General features: G+C 40.4%; 20 protein-coding genes. 10 read left to right on the top strand and 10 right to left on the bottom strand.

Going from position 1 to position 23,376, the window contains the following annotated elements:
• Window positions 1-124 precede the first annotated feature (124 nt).
• Genes rny through CQA40_RS00290 form a run of 3 tightly spaced genes read right to left on the bottom strand, consistent with a single transcriptional unit; the run spans window position 125 to window position 3,852 of the window.
• Window positions 125-1,699 carry a ribonuclease Y gene (gene rny / locus CQA40_RS00280; protein ID WP_115519005.1) on the bottom strand — a complete coding sequence of 525 codons (1,575 nt, stop codon included), beginning with the start codon at window positions 1,697-1,699 and terminating at the stop codon, window positions 125-127.
• The gene (locus tag CQA40_RS00285) at window positions 1,614-2,477 is read right to left on the bottom strand and encodes a 5-formyltetrahydrofolate cyclo-ligase (RefSeq protein ID WP_115519006.1); all 864 of its coding nucleotides are present in this window, start codon (window positions 2,475-2,477) and stop codon (window positions 1,614-1,616) included. The genes rny and CQA40_RS00285 overlap by 86 nt, the downstream gene beginning before the upstream one ends.
• Window positions 2,478-2,511: 34 nt before the next feature.
• A complete protein-coding gene (locus tag CQA40_RS00290; protein ID WP_181882772.1) occupies window positions 2,512-3,852 on the bottom strand; it encodes a hemolysin family protein in 1,341 nt (446 codons plus the stop codon).
• Window positions 3,853-4,294: 442 nt separating this feature from the next.
• Between CQA40_RS00290 and CQA40_RS00295 the strand changes: the two genes are divergently transcribed.
• The 3 genes from CQA40_RS00295 (at window position 4,295) to CQA40_RS00305 (ending at window position 7,796) form a co-directional block, all read left to right on the top strand.
• Window positions 4,295-4,849: a hypothetical protein gene (locus tag CQA40_RS00295; protein WP_115519008.1), complete on the top strand. Its 555-nt coding sequence runs from the start codon at window positions 4,295-4,297 to the stop codon at window positions 4,847-4,849.
• 12 nt (window positions 4,850-4,861) lie between these two features.
• Complete coding sequence (locus CQA40_RS00300; RefSeq protein WP_115519009.1) at window positions 4,862-5,071, top strand: translation initiation factor IF-2 N-terminal domain-containing protein; 210 nt, start codon at window positions 4,862-4,864, stop codon at window positions 5,069-5,071.
• A gap of 121 nt (window positions 5,072-5,192) precedes the next feature.
• Window positions 5,193-7,796: a hypothetical protein gene (locus CQA40_RS00305; RefSeq protein ID WP_115519010.1), complete on the top strand. Its 2,604-nt coding sequence runs from the start codon at window positions 5,193-5,195 to the stop codon at window positions 7,794-7,796.
• Window positions 7,797-7,847: 51 nt separating this feature from the next.
• Here the strand turns inward: CQA40_RS00305 and CQA40_RS00310 are convergent, their stop codons facing one another.
• A complete protein-coding gene (locus tag CQA40_RS00310) occupies window positions 7,848-9,419 on the bottom strand; it encodes an inorganic phosphate transporter (protein ID WP_115519011.1) in 1,572 nt (523 codons plus the stop codon).
• A 377-nt stretch (window positions 9,420-9,796) separates the two neighbouring features.
• On the opposite strand from CQA40_RS00310, the gene rpsP reads away from it, so the two are divergent.
• The 7 genes from rpsP (at window position 9,797) to CQA40_RS00345 (ending at window position 13,789) form a co-directional block, all read left to right on the top strand.
• On the top strand, window positions 9,797-10,030 hold the full coding sequence (rpsP, locus tag CQA40_RS00315; protein ID WP_115519012.1) for a 30S ribosomal protein S16: 234 nt from the start codon (window positions 9,797-9,799) through the stop codon (window positions 10,028-10,030).
• A 261-nt stretch (window positions 10,031-10,291) separates the two neighbouring features.
• Window positions 10,292-10,540 (top strand): KH domain-containing protein, encoded by a 249-nt coding sequence (locus CQA40_RS00320; protein ID WP_115519013.1) that lies wholly within the window; start codon window positions 10,292-10,294, stop codon window positions 10,538-10,540.
• Window positions 10,533-11,453, top strand: a complete 921-nt coding sequence (rimM, locus tag CQA40_RS00325) for a ribosome maturation factor RimM (RefSeq protein ID WP_115519014.1) — start codon at window positions 10,533-10,535, stop codon at window positions 11,451-11,453. The genes CQA40_RS00320 and rimM overlap by 8 nt, the downstream gene beginning before the upstream one ends.
• Window positions 11,454-11,532: 79 nt before the next feature.
• Window positions 11,533-12,510 carry a tRNA (guanosine(37)-N1)-methyltransferase TrmD gene (locus CQA40_RS00330; protein ID WP_309544441.1) on the top strand — a complete coding sequence of 326 codons (978 nt, stop codon included), beginning with the start codon at window positions 11,533-11,535 and terminating at the stop codon, window positions 12,508-12,510.
• 3 nt (window positions 12,511-12,513) lie between these two features.
• Window positions 12,514-12,867, top strand: coding sequence for a 50S ribosomal protein L19 (rplS, locus tag CQA40_RS00335; RefSeq protein WP_023927545.1), 354 nt, complete (start codon window positions 12,514-12,516; stop codon window positions 12,865-12,867).
• A 147-nt stretch (window positions 12,868-13,014) separates the two neighbouring features.
• Window positions 13,015-13,491 carry a YbgC/FadM family acyl-CoA thioesterase gene (locus CQA40_RS00340; RefSeq protein WP_115519015.1) on the top strand — a complete coding sequence of 159 codons (477 nt, stop codon included), beginning with the start codon at window positions 13,015-13,017 and terminating at the stop codon, window positions 13,489-13,491.
• A 49-nt stretch (window positions 13,492-13,540) separates the two neighbouring features.
• The gene (locus CQA40_RS00345) at window positions 13,541-13,789 is read left to right on the top strand and encodes a YbeD family protein (RefSeq protein WP_115519016.1); all 249 of its coding nucleotides are present in this window, start codon (window positions 13,541-13,543) and stop codon (window positions 13,787-13,789) included.
• 129 nt (window positions 13,790-13,918) lie between these two features.
• On the opposite strand, the gene CQA40_RS00350 is transcribed toward CQA40_RS00345, so the two are convergent.
• The 6 genes from CQA40_RS00350 to CQA40_RS00375 all read right to left on the bottom strand — a co-directional run bounded on the left by CQA40_RS00350 (window position 13,919) and on the right by CQA40_RS00375 (window position 23,358).
• Window positions 13,919-14,443 (bottom strand): DUF3972 domain-containing protein, encoded by a 525-nt coding sequence (locus CQA40_RS00350; RefSeq protein WP_115519017.1) that lies wholly within the window; start codon window positions 14,441-14,443, stop codon window positions 13,919-13,921.
• A gap of 219 nt (window positions 14,444-14,662) precedes the next feature.
• Window positions 14,663-15,166: a 5-(carboxyamino)imidazole ribonucleotide mutase gene (gene purE / locus CQA40_RS00355; RefSeq protein ID WP_115519018.1), complete on the bottom strand. Its 504-nt coding sequence runs from the start codon at window positions 15,164-15,166 to the stop codon at window positions 14,663-14,665.
• A 28-nt stretch (window positions 15,167-15,194) separates the two neighbouring features.
• Window positions 15,195-17,570, bottom strand: coding sequence for a ribonucleoside-diphosphate reductase subunit alpha (locus CQA40_RS00360; protein WP_115519019.1), 2,376 nt, complete (start codon window positions 17,568-17,570; stop codon window positions 15,195-15,197).
• Window positions 17,571-17,583: 13 nt separating this feature from the next.
• A complete protein-coding gene (locus CQA40_RS00365; RefSeq protein WP_115519020.1) occupies window positions 17,584-18,300 on the bottom strand; it encodes an NAD(P)H-dependent oxidoreductase in 717 nt (238 codons plus the stop codon).
• 372 nt (window positions 18,301-18,672) lie between these two features.
• Window positions 18,673-20,490 (bottom strand): translational GTPase TypA, encoded by a 1,818-nt coding sequence (typA, locus tag CQA40_RS00370; protein ID WP_115519021.1) that lies wholly within the window; start codon window positions 20,488-20,490, stop codon window positions 18,673-18,675.
• Between the two features lie 264 nt (window positions 20,491-20,754).
• Window positions 20,755-23,358, bottom strand: a complete 2,604-nt coding sequence (locus CQA40_RS00375; protein ID WP_115519022.1) for a tetratricopeptide repeat protein — start codon at window positions 23,356-23,358, stop codon at window positions 20,755-20,757.
• Between the last annotated feature and the right edge of the window lie 18 nt (window positions 23,359-23,376).

Here is a 23,376-nt window from a genome sequence, read left to right on the forward strand (position 1 = left end):
TGATTTTTTATTTCTGTCGTTTTTTGTTGCTTTTTCACTTCCCCGATTATATTGCAAAATCCTTTTACCACAAATCATTTAAGAATCAAAAATCACTTAAAAATCTTGCCTTGACTTAAAAAACCTAGTGGGCAAATTCTACTGCCCTCACTTCGCGTATCACACTTACTTTGACTTCGCCGGGATAGTTTAGATTTTTTTCTATTTCTTTGGCTATATCTTTTGCAAGCACTATGCTTTGAGAATCATTTATCACATCTGCGCGCACTATCACTCGTAGTTCTCTCCCCGCATTTATTGCATAAGCCTGCTTTACGCCTAGCTTGTCATTGGCGATTTTTTCTAAGTCTTGCATACGATTTAGGAAGCTCTCTAGCACCTCTCTCCTAGCTCCCGGGCGAGCTGCAGAGAGTGTGTCTGCTGCACATACCGCTGCTGCTTCTACGCTCTCAAATGGTTCATTTCCGTGGTGGCTCATTATCGCATTTATCACTACGGGGTGCTCTTTGTATCGTCTGCATACTTCCGCACCCAAAGTTACGTGATTGCCACCACCATTTTCGATAGTGAGTGCTTTGCCTATGTCGTGGAGTAGTCCTGCGCGTCTTGCCAGTTTTTCATCGCCACCAAGCTGTGCGGCGATGATACCTGCTAGGTTTGCCGTCTGTATAGAATGCCCCAAAGCATTTTGCCCAAAGCTCGCTCGGTAGCGTAGCTTACCAATAAGCCTTATAATCTCTGGATGCATATAATCAAGCCCCAAATCAAGCACCACGCTTTTGCCCTCCTCTTGCACTTCAGCATCCATTTGTGCTTCAATTCGCTCATAGACTTCCTCGATTTTGGCGGGGTGGATTCTGCCGTCTTCTACAAGGGTGTTTATGGTTTTTACTGCAATGGTCCTGCGGTAGAGATTAAAGCTGCTTAATATAATCGTAGCTGGCGTATCATCGATGATGACATCTACACCACTTTTTAGCTCTAGGGCTTTGATATTTCGCCCCTCTTTGCCTATGATTCTGCCTTTCATCTCATCATCTGGCAGTGTTATGACATTGATAAGTCGCTCGGAGGCAAACTCGCCCGCATAGCGCGTAGTGGCTTGGGCTAGGATAAAGTTTGCGATTTTTGCAGCCTCCTCTTTTGCTTCTTTTTCGTATCGGCGGATAAGGTGTGCTTTATCATCAATTAGCTCATCTTCTAGGTTTTTTAGAAGCATTTGCCTTGCTTCCTCTTTGGTAAGTCCCGTGTAGTGGCTAAGAGTTTTATTTAGCTCTTCTATTTTTTCAAGGTATTGTTGCTGGATTTTTAGCTGGCTATCTTTTTGGAGAGATAGATTGTTTAGCTCTAAAGTGATTTTCTCTTTTTCTTTTTTTAAGTCCGCTGTCTCACGCTCTAGCCTATCCTTTAGTCGATTTTCTTTGCACTCAAACTCATAAGCCTTGCGCTTTAGCTCCTCATTCATACTATGGACTTTGCTTTTGTATTCTTGCTCAAGCTGGAGCTCACGCTCCTTTGCCAAAAACTTTTGCTTATCAAGCAGGGCTTGCGCTTCTAGTTCGATAGCACGGGCTTTTGCTTTTGCTTGAGTTAGTAGATGAGTAGAATCCAAGCTAGCGATTTTGCGGCAGATAAAAAATACCACCGCCCCTACTAGCACCCCGAAACCTAAAAAACTTATAAGAAGTGTCCAAGACATTATAAAAACCTTTTTTTTGTGATTTTGCAAATTTATAGCTTAAATACATATCTGCCCTAATGTCGAAATCCTCGCACAAAGGGAGTTTGGAAATGTATAGATTTTGGCTTACAAATACTTTACATATTTTTTGTGTTTTGCACATTTTGTGCTTAGGCTGTTTTTTTGATAGGCTTGCAAATACCCTATCATACATTCCTTTTCCCATACCGATTCGTGCATAAAATTTATCAATCCCAAGTGCTGGGATAAGCGCGAAATCAATGCGATTTGGCACATAAGAGCTAAGGTGTGGCTCAAAAATCCCTAATGTATTTTTTACTAAAGGCAAGCGATATAATAACATTTTAAAGTTAAGTCCCTTTATAGTTGGCAAAAAAATTCGTTTATTTTTGTTTTTTTTAAGTTTTTTAAGGAGTGGGAGGATATTTGCTTCAAAGGGCAGTGGGTAAAAAAGCAGTATATTTTTAAATCGTTTTTGGGACAAAATTTTTTCTAGCAGGGAATTTAAGTGGCGATGAGAATATGAGATAGGACGAGAATTTGCATAAAATCTAGAGTAACTAGAATCTGTGCTAGAGTCTTTGCAAAAATGCGCGTGAGATTTTGGGCTAGATTTTAGGTGGGATTTTATCGCTTCTCTAAAGCTAGATTTTGTGCTAAAGGAGCGGGATTCTAGCGTGCAAAATGGCAGATTTTGTGTGGGTAAGTTTTTTGCGTAGAGATTCTTTGATTCTTGCGCTTTTTTTGATTTTTGTGCTACTCGCTCTACTTGCATTACTTGATTTTTGTGCCACTAAGATTGGATATATTTAGGACTTTTTAGCTTCCTTAGGTTGCTTAGTAGATTCCTCGATTTTTATCACTTTTAGCCGTTTGATTCTCGCACCGTCCATTTCTAGCACGACAAATTCTATCCCCTCTTGCTTGATAGTATCGCCCACCATAGGCAGTCGCCCAAGTAGGTTAAACACATAGCCACCGATAGTTACTTGCTCTAGCTCTCCTTGAAACTCTATCCCCATAAGCTCCTCCACGCTTTCCAAATCAAGCATACCATTGACTTCATACACGCCATCACTTATGCGCTTTGATTCTTGGTTTTTCATATCGTGCTCATCGGTTACATCACCCATCACTTCCTCTATGATGTCCTCCATCGTCAGCAGCCCTGCTGTGCCGCCGTATTCATCGATGACAAGGGCTATGTGGATTTGCTCTTTGTTCATCGTGGTTAGGATTTGTGAGATTCTAGCTGTCTCTGGGACGATAATCATTTTGCGGATAATGCTTTCCAAGTTTGGCTTGGATTTGGATTCTGCCGAGCTGATAAGCAAATCTCGTATGTGAATCATACCGATGATATTGTCTTTGCCACTTTTGCAGTAGGGATAGCGTGTGTGGTTTGTCTGCTTGATGATTGCGATATTTTCAGCATAGCTAGATTCTGCATTTAGACACACCATATCTTTGCGCGGTGTCATTATCTCTTTTGCGATAGTTTCGCTAAAATCCACCGCATTTTTGATGATTTCACCCTCATAAGAGTCGATGAAGCCACCCTTTAGGCTCTCACCCACGATGATTTTTAGCTCCTCTTCAGAGTGTGCGTTTTCTTCCTCACTTGCAGGTGTGATATGAATCTGTAGCAAGATAAACGCAGCTAGCGCGTCAAAAAGCTTGATAATAGGGTAAAACGCCACAGAGAAGTAGTATAGAGGATACGCTACAAAGAGCGCGGATTTTTCACTTTTGGCTATGGCGATTGATTTGGGCACGATTTCGCCTAGCACTACGTGCAAAAGCGTGATAAGCGTAAAAGCGATAAACACTGCTATGCTGTGGATAAGAAGTGGATTTTCTCCAAAAAAGTGCGCAAAAGGAATCGCTACAAGCCTAGCTAATGCAGGTTCGCCTATCCACCCAAGTGCGAGCGAAGATAGCGTGATACCTAGCTGGGTAGCAGAGAGGTAAGAATCTAGTCGCTTAGTGATGTCTAGTGCTAATTTAGCCCTTTGGCTATTTTTTTGTAGCTCCTCTAGCTTGGAGCGGCGCACTTTGACAATCGCAAACTCTGCGACAACAAAAAAGGCATTTAATAACACAAATATGACTGCCAAAATCAGCATAAAAACCGAATGGGACGGGTCCAAAGTCTCAACTCCTTAAGAAAACCTATCTAGCATTTAAGTGCAGTGTAGATAACGCCACAAAGAATGCAAATATAGGCTTTGGTAGCTTCTAGTTTGCTAGCTAGGTTTTTGGGTTTTGTAAAATCCAATAATCTAGCAAAGCCCAAATCACTAACTAAAGCTTGAAACGCCCAAAACCCCGAAACAAAGTCAGGCTAAATCAAGCTATCTTAAAAAACCTCATAAAAAACAAATTTGGTGGATTATAGCACTAAATACTTAAAATATAGTTAGCAAATTGTGTAGTTTGGTAGGATTTGTCGTTGATGAAAAAGCATTATTTTACATTTTTTGTAAAATATATATTGACAAATAATGTAAAAATGAGCTACAATTATCCCCGATGAATTTTTGCCAAGTTTATAAATTCATCAAAGCAAAATCTAAAACTTAAGGCAGATAAATGCAAAAATCAACAAAGCCAAAATCCACTACCAAAAAAAACATAGCTAAAAGCACCAAAAGCGTGAAGTTTTTGCGCGACAAAATGCGCGAGGCGGATTTTAGGCTTGTGGATTTGGCGGAGTTTTTGTATATTTCTCGCCCTACGGCATATAAGTTTATCGAGCTATATGAGAGAGGGCAAAAAGACAAAATCCAAGCCAAAGTGCTAAGGCTGTTTGAGTTTATCGACAAGCAGGAGGATTTGAGTAGGATAGGGATTTTGAGGCATATCGCTACGATAAATCTAGGCAAGCAAGACACCAAAGAAAGCAAAGCCCAAAAAGAGGAAATCATCGCTAGCTTGCTAAAAAAAGAAAGCAAGACAAAGATAGATTTTATAGATTTGCTTAGCAGTAGCGAAATCTATGATGCTATCTTGGAATACTTGCTAGAATGTGCTAAAATCATCGCTAGACCAGCCCCTACACAAAGCGATTTGGAGAAGCTAGAGCCACTTATAGCTTTCTATGCTTCTCTAAATCTTAAAATCAGCTTAAACTATACCATAGAATAAGGAGATGAGTTAATGGTTAAAGTAAAACTATCAGAAATCGCACAAGAAACCGCAAGAAAGCCAGAAGAGGTTCTCACAAAAGCTAAAGAGATGGGCTTAAAGGTGCATAATGTAACAAGCTCGGTAGATGTCGAAATCGCAGGCTATATTGCAGAATATATCCTCACAGGCGTAAATAAAATATCCGCTCCAAAATCTGCAAAAATCCACAGCAACAGATAAAAAAGACAAAATCCAAAGTGATAAAGTCAAAAAAACACGCAAACTTGAAATCAACAACTTCAAAAATCTAGGCATAGGAGAGAAAACAACCCTTATCCTGCCACCAAGCGATAGCGGGGATTTGCTATTTGTCATCGGTGAAAACAATGTCGGCAAAAGCAATCTACTATCTGCGATAAAAGCATTTGGAGATAAGTCTTTCCAAGAAAGCGATAAGCCAAACTTCGTAGGTTGTGAGGAAGCAAACCCAAGTATAAAACTTATAGAGAAAACTATCGCTTTTGCTGATATTTCATCTGCAAGTGCTTCTACAAATACTTCTGCGGGGGGGGGGGGGGCGACTTCTGCCAAACTAGATTTTAGCAAATTGCGATCATTAAGCAAGGAGTTTAAAGATAAGGATTTTAATATCAGTTTTACGCCTGAATCACTAGAGGAGGGAGCAAGGCTAAAAGGGATTTCTCAAAAAGAATACATAGAGCATTGTAGAGGTTTATTTGACAATGCCAATGTTTTGGCATTTCACGATATGAATAAATCCCAAAAAAATCCTAGAGAAGAGATTCGGCTTGTGTTACAAGATTTGGGATTTGTGTTTTTTTGTATGACTAGGGCGGGGAAAGACTTGGGCTGCTTTCGTGTGATAAAAATCAACGATATTAGCGAGGTAAAAAACATTGATAGGGCATTTATCGCAAATTGTCGTTTTTGGGTAAAGGAGACTATTGAGTCTATACAATCAAAAGAGCCTAGTATCACCACTCTAGATAATGCAAATGAGCTAAAGAAGTTTTTAAAAGCGGATTTTAAGAAGTGGCAAGATAAATCAGTAAATGGCACAAATAATCTCAAAAATGAAATAGGGGAATGCAAGGAAAATTTTGTCGAAATCTTATATGTGGAAAACATAGGCAAAAAGCAAAAGATTATCGATAGGAAAGCGACTTATCAAGCACTTAGCCAAAAGTTTAGTGAGATTAGTGAGATATTTCTTGAGGATAAAATTAATGATGAGTGGCAGAAGTGGAAGTATGATGAGGTAGAGGAAGATAGTGAGTTTGAGGAATATATTACCTCATTTTATGACAAGGCTACAAGAGTTTATTTTGACAATATTGATTGGAAAGCATATAGATATGCAGATTACGGTTATTATTCCACAAGCCGAAGAGAGCGATGTGAATACTATGTAAGTGAAAATCTCTCATTGTTGGAGCAAAAAATTGACCTTTTTGATGAAATTTGTGATGAGGCTAATAGTGATGAATATGCTGATAAAATCACCAAGCTAAGAAAACAAGTAGATAAATTAAAGCGTCAATATAGTAATAAAAGCAGGATAGATTCCAATCCTTTTAAGGACAAATATAATAAATTAAAAGAGATTTTCTTTCCTAAAGTGGATTCTTTTATAATCTATCAACAGAGTGGAGTAGATATATCAGGAGATGAGAGCCTTATACCTCAAGTGATTTGGTATGAGGAAAATCAAGTGAAAGATAGCGATTTGGTTACCACACCAAGAGATTTTGGCACTTCTAGATTTTTCCAAAGCCTATGCAAAGCACTAGGAGATACCAAAGTAGCCACACAGATACAAGAGTGCTACTCCAAAAATAAAAATGACGCATATAGGGAAAATCTAGAAGAGAATATAAACAAGATTATCAAAAATGCTGTTACAAAGAAATTCAACGAACTATATCAATGGGGAAGTGAATATGCCTTCAGACTTCGGCTAGAGAGTGCTCGTATATCACTATCTTTTAGCAAGAAAAACACCATAAAAGAGCCACTTACACTCTCTCAACAATCCACAGGATTTCAGTGGTTTTTTAGCTTTTTCTTTAATTTCTTGCATTCGCATAATCTAAATAACGGCGATATAGTCTTGCTTGATGAGCTAGGTGGTAGCCTAAGTATCCCCACTCAAAGAGATTTGCGAAAGTTTCTAAAAGACTTTGCCAAGTCAAAGCATATCACTTTCATAGCAGCGATACACACGCCATATATGATAGATATAAATCATTTAGATGAGATTCGTATCATCAAGCAAAGAGTGGCTAGCAAGGACAATGCCAAAAATAAAGAAGTCTGTGGCACGGAAATCATCAATGATTTTTCTACCATAGATGATGAGATAGATTCGCTCGCTAAGATAGGGCAAGCCTTTGGGGTGGATAATCACTTCTCTATGGTGGGTGGGGATAGTAGGATTATCTTTGTAGAGGGAATCACGGATTATAACTACCTCATAAAATTTAAGCTACTCTATGAAAAAGAAAAGGACAAAAAGTTAGATATAGCCTTTTTGCCAATCGGCGGGCTAGGCAAAATAGAGCAAGACAAAAAAGGACTTAGCGACAAGCAAAAAAAGATTTTAGAAGAGCTACCCAAACTCGCACGAGCGCACAAAGAGCATTACGCCTTATTGCTTCTAGATAATGACAAATCAGGCGAAGCTATAAAAAATCACAAGAAAGACAATCTAAAAGTAATAAGCATAGATGAGGCATTTGAAGCGCAAGATGCAACTCGGGATAAAATCAAGGAAATAGAGAATCTTTTTAGCAAAAACGATATGCAAAAGTTTTTGCTAGATTCTAGCAAAAAAGTCATCAAGCGTAGCAATCTAAGTAGATGGTTTAAAAACAGCGACACTCAAGTAGAGGAAACCACGAAAGAGAATTTCTACGCGCTTTTGGAGTATCTAAAAGATTTATAGACTTTATACACCTTTTGCTAGAATCAAACTAGATTCTAGCAAATATAAAATCTACCCATCGATAAACATTACCTTAAACGCGATAAATACAAATCCCCCAAGCACAGCAGAAGCAGGCACGGTTATCACCCAAGAAGCGATGATTCTGTTTATCTCACTGCGCTTGACTAGCTCGTGTTTGTAGAATTTCTTTAGCTCTTTTTTCTCTTTGCTTGTTAGCTCAAAGTTTGGATTTTTTGTCTTTAGGCTTTCTAGCATTTGGGCTTTTTGCTTGACATTTGCTTTGGCAAAAGTCCTTAGGAACTCTTCAGCTACTTTTTGGTCTTTGCCTTTGTGTGCCTTGATGATTTGCTCACACATTTCAAAGTATCGTCCCTTGATATATTCGCGCAAAAACCCCACCCCGATAACCGCGCCGATAGCGATATGTGTGGAGCTTACAGGCAGTCCTAGCGCACTTGCTAGTAGCACCGTGATAGCCGCACTCATAGCGATACAAAAAGCACGCATTCTGTCTAGCTCGGTTATCTCACTACCCACTGTTCTTATTAGGCGAGGACCATAGAGTGCTAGCCCCAGTGAAATCCCAAGCCCACCGATAAGCATAATCCAAAAAGGCACGCTAGCTTTGCTATTTATGTCGCCACCGCTTAGTGCTTCATTTATCGCAGCGAGCGGACCTATGGCGTTTGCCACATCGTTTGCGCCGTGCGCGAAGCTAAGCAGTGCCGCAGAAAAAATCAGCGGAATCGTAAAGAGTGTGTTTATGGATTCTTTGGTGTTTTGAAGCGTGGAGGCTTTTTGGCGGATAAAAGGCGTGGTTACAAAATACACCACGATAGCCACAAATAGTGAGATAAGCCCCGCTTGCAGTGGGCTAAAAGAGTATAGCTTAGAGAATCCTTTCAACAAAAGATACGCGCAAAATGCCCAGCTCATCGCAAATACTAGCAAAGGCACGATTTTTTTTGCCGCTTCTTTTTTGTCCTCTTTGTAAGTGATAGTCCGCTTTATAAATACCAAAAATATTACCGCTATGATTCCGCCCATAACAGGTGAGATAACCCAGCTAAGTGCTATTCCTCCTAGCACCCACCAATTTGCCGCAGCCACGCCACCAGCGACTACCCCCGCTCCTAGCACACCGCCCACGATAGCGTGCGTAGTAGACACAGGAGCACGCAAAATCGTAGCCAAATGCACCCAAATAGCACCCGATAGAAGCGCAGCTAGCATAACAAACAAAAAGATTTCAGCATTTGCGATTTTTTCAGGAGCGATGATATCGGATTTTATCGTGCTTACGACATCTCCACCTGCGAGAATCGCGCCACTTGCCTCACAAATCGCAGCAATGATAATCGCGCCTGTAAGAGTGATAGCCTTAGAACCAACAGCAGGTCCTACATTGTTTGCCACATCGTTTGCGCCGATATTCATCGCCATATACGCACCCACAAGCGCGGCAAACGCAAGCAAAAGTGGCTGTGTAGAATACCCCAAAAGCGAGATAATCACCACGCTAAGCATAAAAAAGCACACAATACCGATTTTTATGCGCTCTACTTGATTGTCTTTGCTACTTATGCCTTCTTGAATCTTTTTGACATCTCTTATATCCATTGTGCGCTCCCCGCAAGTCTTATGTAGAATTTGAAGAAAACTTTTTCAACACAATTTTTAGAAAATCTGCTTAAAGATTCATAGCGGATTTTAGTGATTTTTGATAATCTCTAGCAAAATCCTTACACAAAATCTAAAGGCAAAAAATCTAAAAAGTGCGCATTCTCCGTTTTTCTCCGTTACTGAAAATGTAGTAAAAAAATATCTATTTTTTGTTAAGAATGCAGAAACAAAAAAAAAAAAAAACGGACATTTTTTGTGTGTGGCTTGGATTTTGGTTAGAAAAACGCTTGATTTATGTGAATTATCTTGTGAATTATCTGCTATAATTTGCGCTTTGTTTTATCAATCTTACTTTAAGAATCAAAGGAGTAGCAATGGCAACGGTTATACGACTCACACGAATGGGACGCAAAAAAAAGCCTTTTTATCGCGTTGTAGTAACGGACTCTCGCAAGAGGCGCGATGGAGGCTGGATAGAATCTATCGGATATTATAATCCGCTTGTAGAACCCGCACTTATCAAAATCGACACCGAGCGACTGTCGTATTGGAAAAGCGTGGGTGCAAAGATGAGTGAGCGAGTAGAAAAGCTAGCAAGCGTGAAATAGTGAAGTGATGTTTTATATGGATTTGGGGGGCGATTAAAATTTTCGATTAGAATTTTTAAAGTTCTTTATAGCACAATGTAAATTTTAGGGGATTTTGGGTTTTCTTGTATTTTTAGGCGTGGGGAAAAATAGGGGATAAATCGGGGATTTGGTTTTTAAGGGGATTTTATAGAGTTTGAAAGTTTGGAAAAAATAGCGAATATTTTTAAGTGCTAAATTATTTCAAATAATCAAAAATACTACATTATCAAAGAGTAAAAAATGATAGAGAAATTTCTAGAAAGCTATGTCAAAAAAATCGTGGCATATCCCGAGCAAGTCGCAGTAGAGAGTCGCTTGCTAAAAGATGAAAATATGAAGTTGCTTGATGTTTTTGTCGGGGTGCAAGATATGGGGCGCGTGATAGGCAAGGAGGGCAAGATGATAGCCGCTCTTAAGACTTTCGTCTCTGGGTGCAAAGCAAAAGATGGGCTGACTTATAAAATCACTGTCCACCCAAATAATGAGTAGCCAAAATAAAAACCACACTAGAGAATCCTCCTCTTTAAGCGAGAAGGGCAAACATTTTTTAGAATCCTCACATTCTAAAAAGTCCAAAAAAGAATCAAAAAATATAGATTTTGCAAAATCTAAAAGCATAGCAGAATCCGCAAAAAATGCAGATTTTGCAGAATTTGTAGAAGTCGGCAAAATAGGGCGTGTAAGCGGACTAAAAGGTGGACTTTGCTTTTGGCTTAGTGGGGATTTTGAGGAGTTTTTATCTCGTGGCATAGAAGTGCAAGTAAGGCTTGCAAACGAGCTAGAATCCCTAAAATCTAAAATAAAATCAAAAACACAATCTCAAAATACCACCAAAGATTTTGGGAGTATGTATCCAAATGTGGCAGAATCTACGGAATTTGCCACTACTATATCTACCCATACTACGCTCACTCTCGTAGTAAGCTCTTTTATCAAAAAAAACGATAAATATTTCATCGAGTTTGAGGGAATCACTTCGGCAGATAGTGCCAAGCAGCTTGTAAATGCCAAAATCTATGCGACAAAAGCACAGAGTAGAGAGCATTGCAAGCTAAAAAAAGATGAGTATTTTTACTTTGACATTATCGGGCTAGACATTATCGAAGATGGCGAAAATCTAGGCATTGTGCGAGATATTGAGCGCATTGGCAATGTTGATTATTTCATAGTGGAAGTGGCTGATAATCTTGCATCAAATATCGCTACGAAATCCACACAGCACAAACTCAACAAATCAAAAAATATAGCAAAATCTACAAACCCCACCACCAAACCCACAAAAAAACAAAAAAAACCAAAAACATTCCTTGTGCCTTATATTGATAGATTTATCCTAGAAATTTGCTTGCAAACGGGCAGGATTTTTACCAAAAACGCCAAAGCTATTTTAGAGCAAAGCTAGGAAATCAGTGCAAAATCTAGTAAAATCTACAACGCAAGCAAGCAAAAATAGCGCAACAAGGCGCAAATAAAGGGTAAAAATGCACTTTAGTTTTTTGACACTTTTTCCCCAGCTCATTGAGGGATACTTCAGCGATTCTATCCTCAAAAATGCGCGAGAAAATGGACTAATCAGCATTGAGACGATACAAATCCGCGACTTTGCTACAAACGCTTATAAAAGCGTAGATATGCCCCAAATCGGCGGTGGGGCAGGGCAAGTGATAAGCTATGAAGTGCTTAGTCGTGCTATCTCATCACTGCAAAAAACAACAAACCAAGACGCTAGGCAAAATCAAGCACAGATTCCACAGCAAGATTTTGCGCTAGATTCTACGCAGGATTTTACACAAGACTGCATACAAGCCACCGATAAAAATACTTCAAAAAGCAAAAATACCAGCAAAAACGCTAGCAAAAATACTGACATAAATATTTGCAAAACAGCACGGCCGCATATCATTTTTCTAACCCCTTGTGCCAAGCCATTTACCCAAAATGACGCAAAAAGGCTAGCAAAAAAACCTCATATCGCCTTTGTTTGTGGTCGTTATGAGGGGGTCGATGAGAGGGCGATAGAGGCATTCGCCGATGAGGTGTTTTGCATAGGGGATTTTATCCTCACAGGTGGCGAGCTAGCCGCGCTATGTCTATGTGATAGTATCGCTAGAAATATTAGCGGTGTGCTTGGCAATAGCGAGTCTTTGCAGGGGGAGAGCTTTGAAAACTACTTGCTCGAAGCCCCCGTATTTGCGCGACATATCAAGGGCGAGAAGATTTTGGATAGTTTCTTTACAGATTTTTCTACTGCAGATTTTGGATTTTCTTGCCAAGCAAGCGCGAAAAATGATAAAAATTTTGTAAATTTTATCGCCCCTTCAGTGTATTCAAAGGGAAATCATAGTAAAATCAGCATTTTGAAAAATGATTTGGCAGTGTGTAAGACGCGCTATTTCCGTCCAAATCTCTTTGAAAAATGGAAAATCCACAATCCAAATAACCCCAAAAAGAAAGGATAGACAATGAAAAATCGATATATTGAGAATTTTGAAAAATCTCAAATCGGGGATAAAAAAGTCCCACAATTTAAGGCGGGCGATACCATTAAGCTAGGCATTCGTATCGTGGAGGGTGATAAAACAAGAATCCAAAATTTTGAGGGCGTGTGTATCTGTATCCGTGGCAATGGTGTGGATAGCACCTTTACCGTTCGCAAAATCGGCGCAAACAATGTCGGTGTAGAAAAAACTTTCCCACTTTATAGCGATAGCTTGGAAAGCATACAAGTGCTACGCGTTGGCCGTGTGCGCAGAGCAAGGCTGTATTATCTGCGTGATAGAAAAGGTAAAGCAGCTAGAATCAAAGAAGACCGCTAGTAGCTGAAGTGCTACTTAAGAGTGATGATTTGCATAGATTCTAGCAAACCTATGCTAGTTGATTGCAAAACTTTGTATATCAAGTTAATGAATTAGCCCAAGAAATCAAGTCCAAATTCTTACCCACAAATACTTGGTAAATCCTAAATGCGAATACGAATCTACTATGAGGATACCGATTGTGGCGGTATCTTGTATCATACAAACTACATAAAATACTGCGAACGGGCTAGGAGTGAGCTATTTTTCTCGCGAGGACTATTGCCATCTCAAACAAGTGCTGGGTTTGTAGTGAGTGTTATGGAGGCGAAGTTTTTGGGCTTTGCTAGGCTAGGGGATATGCTAGAAGTGCGCTCAAAACTTACAAAACTCGGCAAAGTCCAAATAGTCCTACTCCAAGATATTTATAAACTACCTCATTTAAGCGTGCTAGATTCTAGTGCGAATATCCTAGAATCAGCGCAAAAATCCACTCAAAAAAAACAACTTGATAGTCCTAGTGAAGAAAAAATATTTAGCGCGCAAGTGCGACTAGGCTATGTCGATGTGGTAAGCCAAAAGCCCGTAGCGATTCCAAAGCATTTAGAGCAGATATTTTTAGAGCTAGGTAATGATATACATTGAAGCGCAAAAAAATGTGGAAGTGTGAGAACCCTAAAAAGCAGGAGCGAGTATGAAAAGCAAGCTAGAGATTAGCTACCCTTGCGTGTGGGAATATCGCATAATAGGCGAAAATGCCGAGAAAATCAGCGAAATCGTAGGCGAGATAATGCAAACCCCTTATCGCCTAGAATCCAAAAATCGCTCATCAAAAGGACGATTTGTATCTATGCACTTAAGCACTAGCGTGGATAGTGAGAAGTATCGCAATGAGATTTTTTCCCTCCTTAGCTCCCACCCTGAAATCAAAATGGTTATTTAGCTACAAAAACAAAAAATCAAATGCTTTTTTGCAATTAGCTATTGAGTGCAAAAGCATATTTTTATCCAAATTTTTTTTATAATTTTTTTACAATTCTGCATAAAGTCTACAAAAACCCACAAAAACTATCTACCCCTTAGCGTTTCCCAAGTCTGCGACTTTCCCCCACATTAGCCGATATTTGCGCTTCATAAATTCTAGTTCTTCTCTAGCGTGGCTTAACTCTTCGCGCATTACTTCTATCGTTTTTTTGTCATCATCATAGACTTCCTGCATAGAGATTAGCGCGTCTTTTAGGAAGCTATTTTCACTTTTAAAGGCGACTATGGTTTCATCTTTTGCACTGATGACTTTGTCGTGCAAGCCCATAATAGTGTGAATCGTGCGCTCTACAAACACGGGGTCATAAGAGCTACCATTTGCTTCTGCGGAGGTAAGCCCTGTTTGCACGCGCTGCACTAGGGCATTTGAGCTACTCTCTGCTTCGATTAGCCTGCGTCCGTCCTCCTCCTTGCTTGTGATTAGCCCATTTTCTATCATTTCAAGAACTTTTTGCTCTTCTAAGCCAGAGAGTTTTAGAAATTCGCTAAATTCTATCCAAGCCTTTGCAGATGCTGGGGTTGTAGAAGTGCTTGTGGGTGCGTTGGATTCCATTATATTCCTTTGCATTTGTGCTTTTCTAAGCCACTATATGCAAAAATTATTCCTTAAAGATTCTTTGTAAAAACTCAAACAAAACTAGATAACCTTAAAATATTGCAAAAGACACTACAAAAATTCTTGCCAAAGTTTTTATATTTTTTTAGCAAAAAATATAAAAGTGCAAGGCGCAAGAAAAAAACATAAAAAAACTAAAAAATACAAAAAACTTATCTATTTTGAGCTAAGCAAAACTTCTATTGAAGCAGAATCTTGTGCGACTTTTTCTTGCTTTTCTAGTCTGTCTTGTCGAAGTTTTTGCGCTAGATTTTCATCATTTAGGCTAAGGATTTGCGTGGCTAGATATGCCGCGTTTATCGCGCCTGCTTTGCCTACTGCCATAGTTGCCACAGGCATAGATGATGGCATTTGCAGGGTTGAAAGGAGTGCATCAAGCCCATCTAGGATTCCACCTTTTAGTGGCACACCGATTACGGGCTTTGTGGTTTGAGAGATTATCGCACCCGCTAGGTGGGCTGCCATACCAGCCGCACCGATAAACACTTGCACCCCACGAGATTCTGCGTCTTTTATGTAGTCGTGCGTGCGCTGTGGGCTTCTGTGTGCTGAAGAGATAAGCACTTCATAGCGCACACCAAAATTATCTAGCACTTTTAAGCATTCGCTCATCACCTCGTAGTCGCTTTTGCTCCCCATTATGACGCTTACAAATTTCATTTTCTCTCCATTAGATATTTTTGCAGAGTTATTGGCAGTTTATGCACTCTAGTCCCCTATCCACAACATCATCTTTGATTTCAGGGCTTTTTGTGCGGAGGTAGTAAGTGGATTTTAGCCCTAGCTTCCACGCAAGCATATATATATCGTTTAGAAGTTTTCCTTTTGTGTCCCCAGATGGCAAAAAGATATTTAGACTTTGTCCTTGGTCAATCCACTTTTGGCGCACACTTGCGGCTTTGACAAGAAGTGTTTGGTCTAGGCTATATGCGGAGGGGTAGTAGTTTATCGTATCAATAGATAGATTTGGCACGACTACGGGGATAATGCCACTTAGATTTTCCTCAAACCACTTTTTTTGATACACAGGCTCGATGGTCTGTGTCGTGCCTACCAAAATCGAAATCGAGCTAGTCGGTGCAATCGCCATAAGATAGCCATTTCGCATACCTTGTGATTTGACTTTGTTGCGCAACTCCTGCCAATTATATTCTGTATCAAAAAGTGTCTTATCAGTGAGATTTAGTGCATTTTTGTTTGCCACATCGATAGGGAAAATCCCCTTACTCCAATTACTCCCCTCAAATTGTGGATAGCTTCCGCGCTCTTTAGCGAGATTGGAGCTGGAGAGAATCGCATTGAAACTTATCATTTCCATTATATTATCAATCGTGTTTAGATGCTCTTGGCTTCCCCACTCTATTTGCTTTGTGGCGAGCATTTCGGCTTCGCCCATCACGCCAAGCCCTATGGCGCGATTTTGCATATTTGTGTATTTTACTTTACGATTTGGGTAGAAATTTAAATCAATCACATTATCAAGCATTCTAATAGCCACAGGTAGCACGCGCTCAATGTCCTCTTTTGTGTGGATTTTGCTTAGATTCACGCTTGCTAGGTTGCATACAGCGGTGTTGCCGCCCTCTTGGATTTTGGTAGTGATATAGATTTTTTTGCCTTTGATAGAGTCTAGGGAAGTGAGTTTGTTTGCTTTCTTTTTTACTCCCTCATCGGTTGTTATTTCATCATTTTCTTCAAAGTATTGTTTCTTGCCATCTTCAAATTCTACTTCGACTTTGTAGTGGCTAGGTGCAGTGTTTTGGAAAATCTCTGTGCAGAGATTTGAGCTTCGTATGATTCCTGCGTGCGCGTTTGGATTAGCCCTGTTTGCGTTATCTTTAAAGCACAAAAACGGCATTCCTGTTTCAAAGTAGTTTATAAGAATCTTTTTCCATAGCTCTTTTGCTTTCATTCGTTTTTTTAGAATGTCTTGGTTGTTTTCTAGCTCAATGTATTTTGCCTCAAACTCTTCTCCATACAGTTCGGTAAGCTCTGGGCATTGATATGGGTCAAAAAGTGTCCACAGCTCATCTTTCTCCACACGCTTCATAAACAAATCACAAATCCAAAGCGCAGGGAACAAATCGTGTGCCCTGCGTCTTTCTTCCCCACTATTTTTGCGTAGCTCGATGAACTCTTCTACATCATTGTGCCACACTTCTAGGTAAGTAGCGATTGCGCCTTTGCGCGTGCCAAGCTGGTCTACCGCGATAGCGACATCATTTGTGATTTTTAGGAATGGCACAACGCCACCACCTACATTTTTGTGTCCATCGATGAAGCTACCAAGTCCGCGCACTTTGGAATAATCCCACCCGATTCCGCCACCATACTTGCTAAGCAACGCCATTTCTTTGTAGGCATCAAAAATCCCCTCAATATTATCAGGCGTGCTACCGATATAGCAAGAGCTAAGCTGATGACGCGGTGTGCGGGCGTTTGCAAGTGTGGGCGTAGCGCAAATCACCTCAAACTTGGAAATCATATCATAGAACTTTATCGCCCATTCATTTTTGTCTTTTTCATTTTGTGCTAGAAACATTGCTATTGACATAAACATATGTTGTGGTAATTCAATAGGTTTATTTTCTTTGGATTTGATTAGATACCTATCATAGAGAGTTTTTATCCCAAGATAGTTAAACTGCAAGTCTCTCTTTGGCTCGATTTTAGAGTTTAGCAACTCTAAGTCAAATTTTTCTTTTAGTCCGCTTATGATTTTGCCTTGAGATTCTGCGTTTTCAAAGTAGTCTTTTAGGTGTTTGTATCCTGTGAAGCCATTTACTCTATGATACAAATCATACAAAAATAACCTTGCTGCGACAAATGTCCAATTTGGCGTGTCTATATCGATTTTATCTACTGCGGTTTTGATAAGTGTTTGTTGGATTTCGTATGTGTTGATACCATTGCGGAAATGTAGCTTTGCGTCCATTTCCAAATCACTCTGACTTACTCCGCTTAGTCCCTCCACCGCGCTTGAAGTATATTTTTTGATTTTATTGACATCAAGGAGTTCGATTCTGCCGTTTCGCTTAGTAACTGTAAAATCTGATTTTGACATTTTTTATCCTTATTTAGAGTATTTTTGCAAATTCATTAAAGGCGATTCTAGGTGCTTTGTGCTTAGGAGGTGCGATTCTATACCCAAAGCAAACAAGCAGTGCTACTTGCTCACTAAAAGTATCAATCCCCAAAAACTCCTCTAGCTCACTTCTGTCAAACCCCTCAATCGCGCAAGAATCCACTCCCAAAAACGCAGCGCAATTCATCATCGATATTGCTATCAAGTAGGCTTGCTTGGCACTCCACTGATATATTGAGCTAGAATCCACATAGCCGTTTTGCGCTAGAAATCCCGCATATCGCTCATCTTTGTAAGCCTTTAGCTTTGCTCTCACTTCCTCAGGCTTACTACCGCCTACTTTTCGCTCAAACATTTGTGTAGCGTAGTTTGTAGTGTGGCTCATATCAGCGATTTTGCTTAGATAAATCACCACTTCACTGCAATCTGTGATTTGAGATTGATTCCAGCAAAGTGGTTTTAGGGATTCTCTCACACTGCTATCTCGCACTACAAGCAAGCGCGTAGGCTCTAGTCCAAATGAGCTAGGCGTTAGCCTACCTGATTCGATGATGATGTCTAAGTGATTTTGTGGGATTTTTTTGGTGCTATCAAACACTTTGCACGCGTGGCGAAATCTCATCGCTTCCAAAAACGCGTTTTGTTCTAGCACTTGCGGGTTTGGCTCTAGTAGCGATTTTGCAGTGATATGCTTGGTAGAAAGGCTCATCGTATCTCCTTAATTGATGATTTGGTTTATACAAAAAAAAAAAAAACAGAATCAAAACAGATAACAACACAAATAGGCACAAATAAATACAAAATAGTGAGGCAAACAAACCAAAAAACTGCCCCTATAAATTCAAGTAGAGTTCTTACAAGCAAGTTTTATTTGGTAGTTTAGCAAAAGCAAAAAGTAGCTTAAAAAACATTTATTTTAAAAATCCTTTTATCTTAAAATGCTTTTTTATACTACTTCGCAAGTCAAGCAAAAAATCTACTCCTTAATTGTGGGATTATTGTGATACAAGATTGCTAAGACAAAAGCTGATAAAGCACATAGCATAGCCAAGATTTTGCGCTTACGCATATTTGCTTTATGCTACTTGGCTTTAGCATTTGCCCTTTTTCTTGCATTTGGCTCTAAAATCTTTTTGCGGATTCGCAAGTTTAGTGGCGTGATTTCTAAAATCTCATCTTCTTCTATCCACTCTAATGCCCTCTCTAGCGTTAAATCGCGTGGTGGCACGAGTTTGATTGCCTCATCTGCACCACTAGAGCGCATATTTGTAAGGTGCTTTGCCTTTATGGGATTGACATCTAAGTCATTATCACGGCTATGTTCGCCTATCACCATTCCCACATAGACTTTTGCCTGTGGCGCGATGAAAAGCACCCCTCGCTCCTGAATGTTAAAAAGCGAAAATCCTGTCGCCTCACCCGCTTCCATAGAGATGAGCGCACCATTTTTGCGCGATTCCACGCTTCCGCTAAATGCGCGAAACTCTAAAAAGCTGTGATTCATCACGCCCTCGCCCTTTGTATCTGTCAAAAACTCGCTACGATAGCCAATAAGCCCCCGCGCAGGGATTTCAAACTCTAAGCGCGTAAATCCGTCACCCATCGGATTCATCGCTTTCATCTCTGCCTTTCTGCGCCCAAGTCGCTCGATAATCGTCCCGCTAAAGTCCTGTGGCGTGTCAATTACCAAGTGTTCAAAGGGCTCACACTTCACGCCATCAATGTCTTTGACAATCACTTCAGGGCGGGAGATACTAAACTCAAAACCCTCTCTGCGTAGATTTTCCGCCAAAATAGTGATTTGTAGCTCCCCGCGCCCACTCACGCGGAATTTCCCCTCGCCCATTTCCTCACAGCGCATTGCGATATTTGTCTGCATTTCTTTTAAAAGCCTATCTTTAATCTTATTTGCCGTGATATGTTTGCCCTCTGTCCCAGCTAGTGGGCTATCATTTACCGCAAAATACACGCTCATCGTGGGCTCTTCTAAGTGCATAGGGTCAAGTGGCATTGGATTGTCTTTATCCACAATCGAATCGCCCACATCAACGGCGTTAAACCCAGCAATCGCCACGATGTCCCCAGCTCCAGCGGTTTCGATTTCGGTTCGCGCGAGTCCCATAAAGCCGATGAGCTTTGTGATTTTGCCCACTTCCTTTGTGCCGTCCCCCTTGGCGAGCATTACGGATTCGCCCTTTTTGACAACGCCATTAAACACCCGTGCAATGCCGATTTTGCCCACATAGTTGTCATAATCAAGCGTGAAAATCTGCATTTGCAAGGGATTTTCACTGCTTCCACTAGGCGCACTCACGCATTCTAAAATCGCCTCAAAGAGTGGCTCTAAATTCTTTTTTTCATCTTCTAGATTCTTGATAGCATAGCCATCACGCGCAGCTGCATAAATCACGGGGAAATCAAGCTGCTCATCACTTGCTCCCATAGCCACAAACAAATCAAACACTTCATCAACCACCCTATCAGGCTCGGCTGCGGGTTTGTCGATTTTATTTACCACGACAATGGGGCGGATTCCAAAGCCTAGTGCCTTTTTTACGACAAATTTGGTTTGTGGCATCACGCCCTCTTGCGCATCGACAAGCAAAAGCACACCATCTACCATTTTTAGCACGCGCTCCACTTCCCCGCCAAAATCCGCGTGTCCGGGCGTGTCGATAATGTTGATTTTTGTGTCCTTATAAGTTATGGCGGTGTTTTTGGATAGGATTGTGATTCCGCGCTCTTTTTCTAAGTCGTTGCTATCCATTACGCGCTCATCGATTTTTTCGCGCTCACTGAATGTGCCTGATTGGCTTAGTAGTCCATCAACCAAAGTTGTTTTGCCGTGGTCGACATGTGCGATAACGGCGATATTACGGATATTTTGGGTATTTTGCATATAGGCTACTCTCTTTAGATATTGAAGTGAAATGAAGTAAAAACGCAATTATAGTTTTTTAATCCTTTAGCTAAGCTATGATAGAACTTAATTTTTGCTAAAAATTGTGCTACAAAAAGAATCAAAAGCGCATATAAAAGCCTAAATTTAGGGCTTTGCTAGGTTGTTAATTATTTTCTTGTCTTTTTTGCGCACGATTTAGTTTGCACGATTTAGATTTCGGGCTTGCTGTGGCTTTGTGCTTTGCGTTTGTTTGCGATAAGGTTATTGCAAAACCTTATCGCAGATTTTACGGATATTTTGGATTGTGCTTTTGTTGCGCTTTAGCATTTTTTCATCGTGTTGATTACTATCCCACACGAGCAAATGTGCGTGCGGATAAAAGGGACTTTTGGGACTTTCTAGCCTCCCCCATCGCCAATCAAAGATTATCGGCAGTAGCACAAGTGTAGGAATCCCAAGTGCTAGCCCAAGATGAGCTAGCGCACTATCAATGCTTACAATCATATCAATATCACTTAGGGCTTCATAAGTGTCTTGCCAATCAAGCAGATTTTCCCCACGATTTTGCATAAAGCTAGGCACTATGAAATCCTCCTTTTTGCCATTTATCACTTCTCTCACTTGAAAGGATATGATTTCGTGCGGACTATCCCTAAAGGCGCACTCCAAAATCTCTAATGGAATATCTCGCTTAAATCGTTCAAAATTCCCACTACTATTGGTATGCCAAAAGAGTGCTATTTTCTTTCTTGCGCTAGATTTCGCACTAGAATCTTTGCTGTGAAAATCTTTGCCACTAGAATCTTTGCGTGATATAGGCACGATAGGTCTTGGCAGGCTTTGCCACTCCTGCAATCTCAAATCCATAAGAAAAGGAAGCGAGCATATCGGCACAGCATAGTCAAACTCATACCCACTAAGCCTTGCACTTCTCTTTTGATGAGCTGTGAGTTTTGGGTTTACCTTGCTATCATTGTGGTTTTTATCTCTAGGGAGGCTACCTATGATATGTAGATTTTCAAAGTCTTTGTTGCCATTATTTTTTAGCATTTCTAAGCTAGTGTCAAATAGCCGAAAAAGCTGACTTTGTGGAAAGAAAAGCACCTTTTTAGCCATAGCACATAGCTTGGCAAGTGCGGGGCTAAACATTATAGTATCGCCATAGCCCTGCTCGGCATAGACAAAGACTACTTTGCCATATAGTGCGTTTTTATCCCGAGCCAAATCCTGCCTGCAAGCCTCATAGTGTGATAGGCTAAATGCCATCTTACCCTTACTTGTCTCATTTAGCACAGCTAGTCTGTGCTCATAGAGTGTCAAGCCCTCTTTGTAGATTTCCTCGTTTTCTAGTAGCTGCAAAAGCATTTTACCGCAGCTAAAAAGTGCGCCCGCACTTCTCCTTAAGTTGATTGATTTTTGAAACGCATTATAAGCCTGCTGATAATCTCCACTGTGCCATAGCGCATCGGCATAGAAACTCCAAAAGTCGCTATTTGTTTGGTTGAACCTCTCTAGCTCGGAGTAGAGATTTAGGGATTCTTTGTCGCGATATAGGCAATAGAGATAAAAAGCTATGCCCGGTCGTATCACACAATTTATATAGGCTGATAAGTGTTTGATTTGCTTATCGTTTTGGTAGGTAGTGAGCGGGAGGGGGGTTAGTCGCTCCTCTAAAGGCTGGCACATATTAGGCAGGCTATCATTTGGCGAGGTATAAGGGATTTGCTTATTTGTGGATTTAAGGTTTGCAAGTATGCCCTCTAGTCTATGCAAAATCTCATAAAAAATCTCTAAGCACTTTTGCTCGCTAATTTTTTCATATTGTCGCCATAGATTTTCTATCGCCCTTACGGCTATGAGGTTTAGAGTGCCATTTGTGTCAAACATATCTTGCAAGTCTTGCTCGCTTAGACACCATTTGCTATGCAAAATCGTTTTGTAGATTTTCTCTGCTTCCTCATATTCGCCTAGTGCGGTGTGTAGCTCGGCTAGGGCACAGAGGATTTCTTTTGCTAGATTCGTGTTTAGGCTTGGGATAGGGCTTGTAGCAGGACTTTCATCAATGTTTTTTGGTGGATTTTGCGTAGGGTTTTGGGAGGGGGTTTTAGAGAGATTTTGATGGGGATTTTTGGAGGGATTTTGCGCTAGAGTATCATCGCCCCCCCCCCCCCCAATATTTTCATCTATATAGGATTTAATCCAATCTACAAATCCAAAATCCATATCATTAGCCTCCGCGCCTTTTAGGGCAAAATCCAAAAACGGCTTAGCAAGATTTTGCAAAATCTCTTTTGAGTGTGCTATATTGCCGTTGCTTGCGTAGGCTTTTGCCAAAGTCAAATCATAAAACGCCATTTTATCTTGGCTAATCTCATCGCACAAAATATGTTGCGTGCCTTTATTTTGCTCGTTTTGCGTGCTTTTATCTCTCGTGCTTCTATCTTGTGAATCTTTATGTGCTTTTAGCGCGATTTTGGCAAAGATAACTGCTTGCTTTGTGATTTTGCCGATTGCTTGCGTAGCTTTGGCTACCTCAAGTGCGCTTAGAGCAATCGCACTTGAGGTAAACTCCCCTAGCTCTTTTGCCCACGCGCTTATAAAATCCTCGCCAAAATCACAACCAAAATCCTCACTGCAATCGCCACCACAATTCCCACTAGAATCCTCGCTAGAATCCTTATCAAAATCCTTGCCAAAATCACTTGCGCTAGATTCTTTCAAATCTAGCAAGTCTGCAAGCCTCATCACTTGTGTGAAATCCCTACTTGCAAACGCGTCCAAAATACTATCTTTTATCCCACACAAATTTTGCCCCGCAAACCTTTCTTGCAAGCCTTTGTTGTCTAATAAATCTTTACCACCCATTTTCACTCCTTTTATTTT

Source organism: Helicobacter sp. MIT 01-3238, assembly GCF_003364135.1.
Classification (GTDB): Bacteria; Campylobacterota; Campylobacteria; order Campylobacterales; family Helicobacteraceae; genus Helicobacter_B.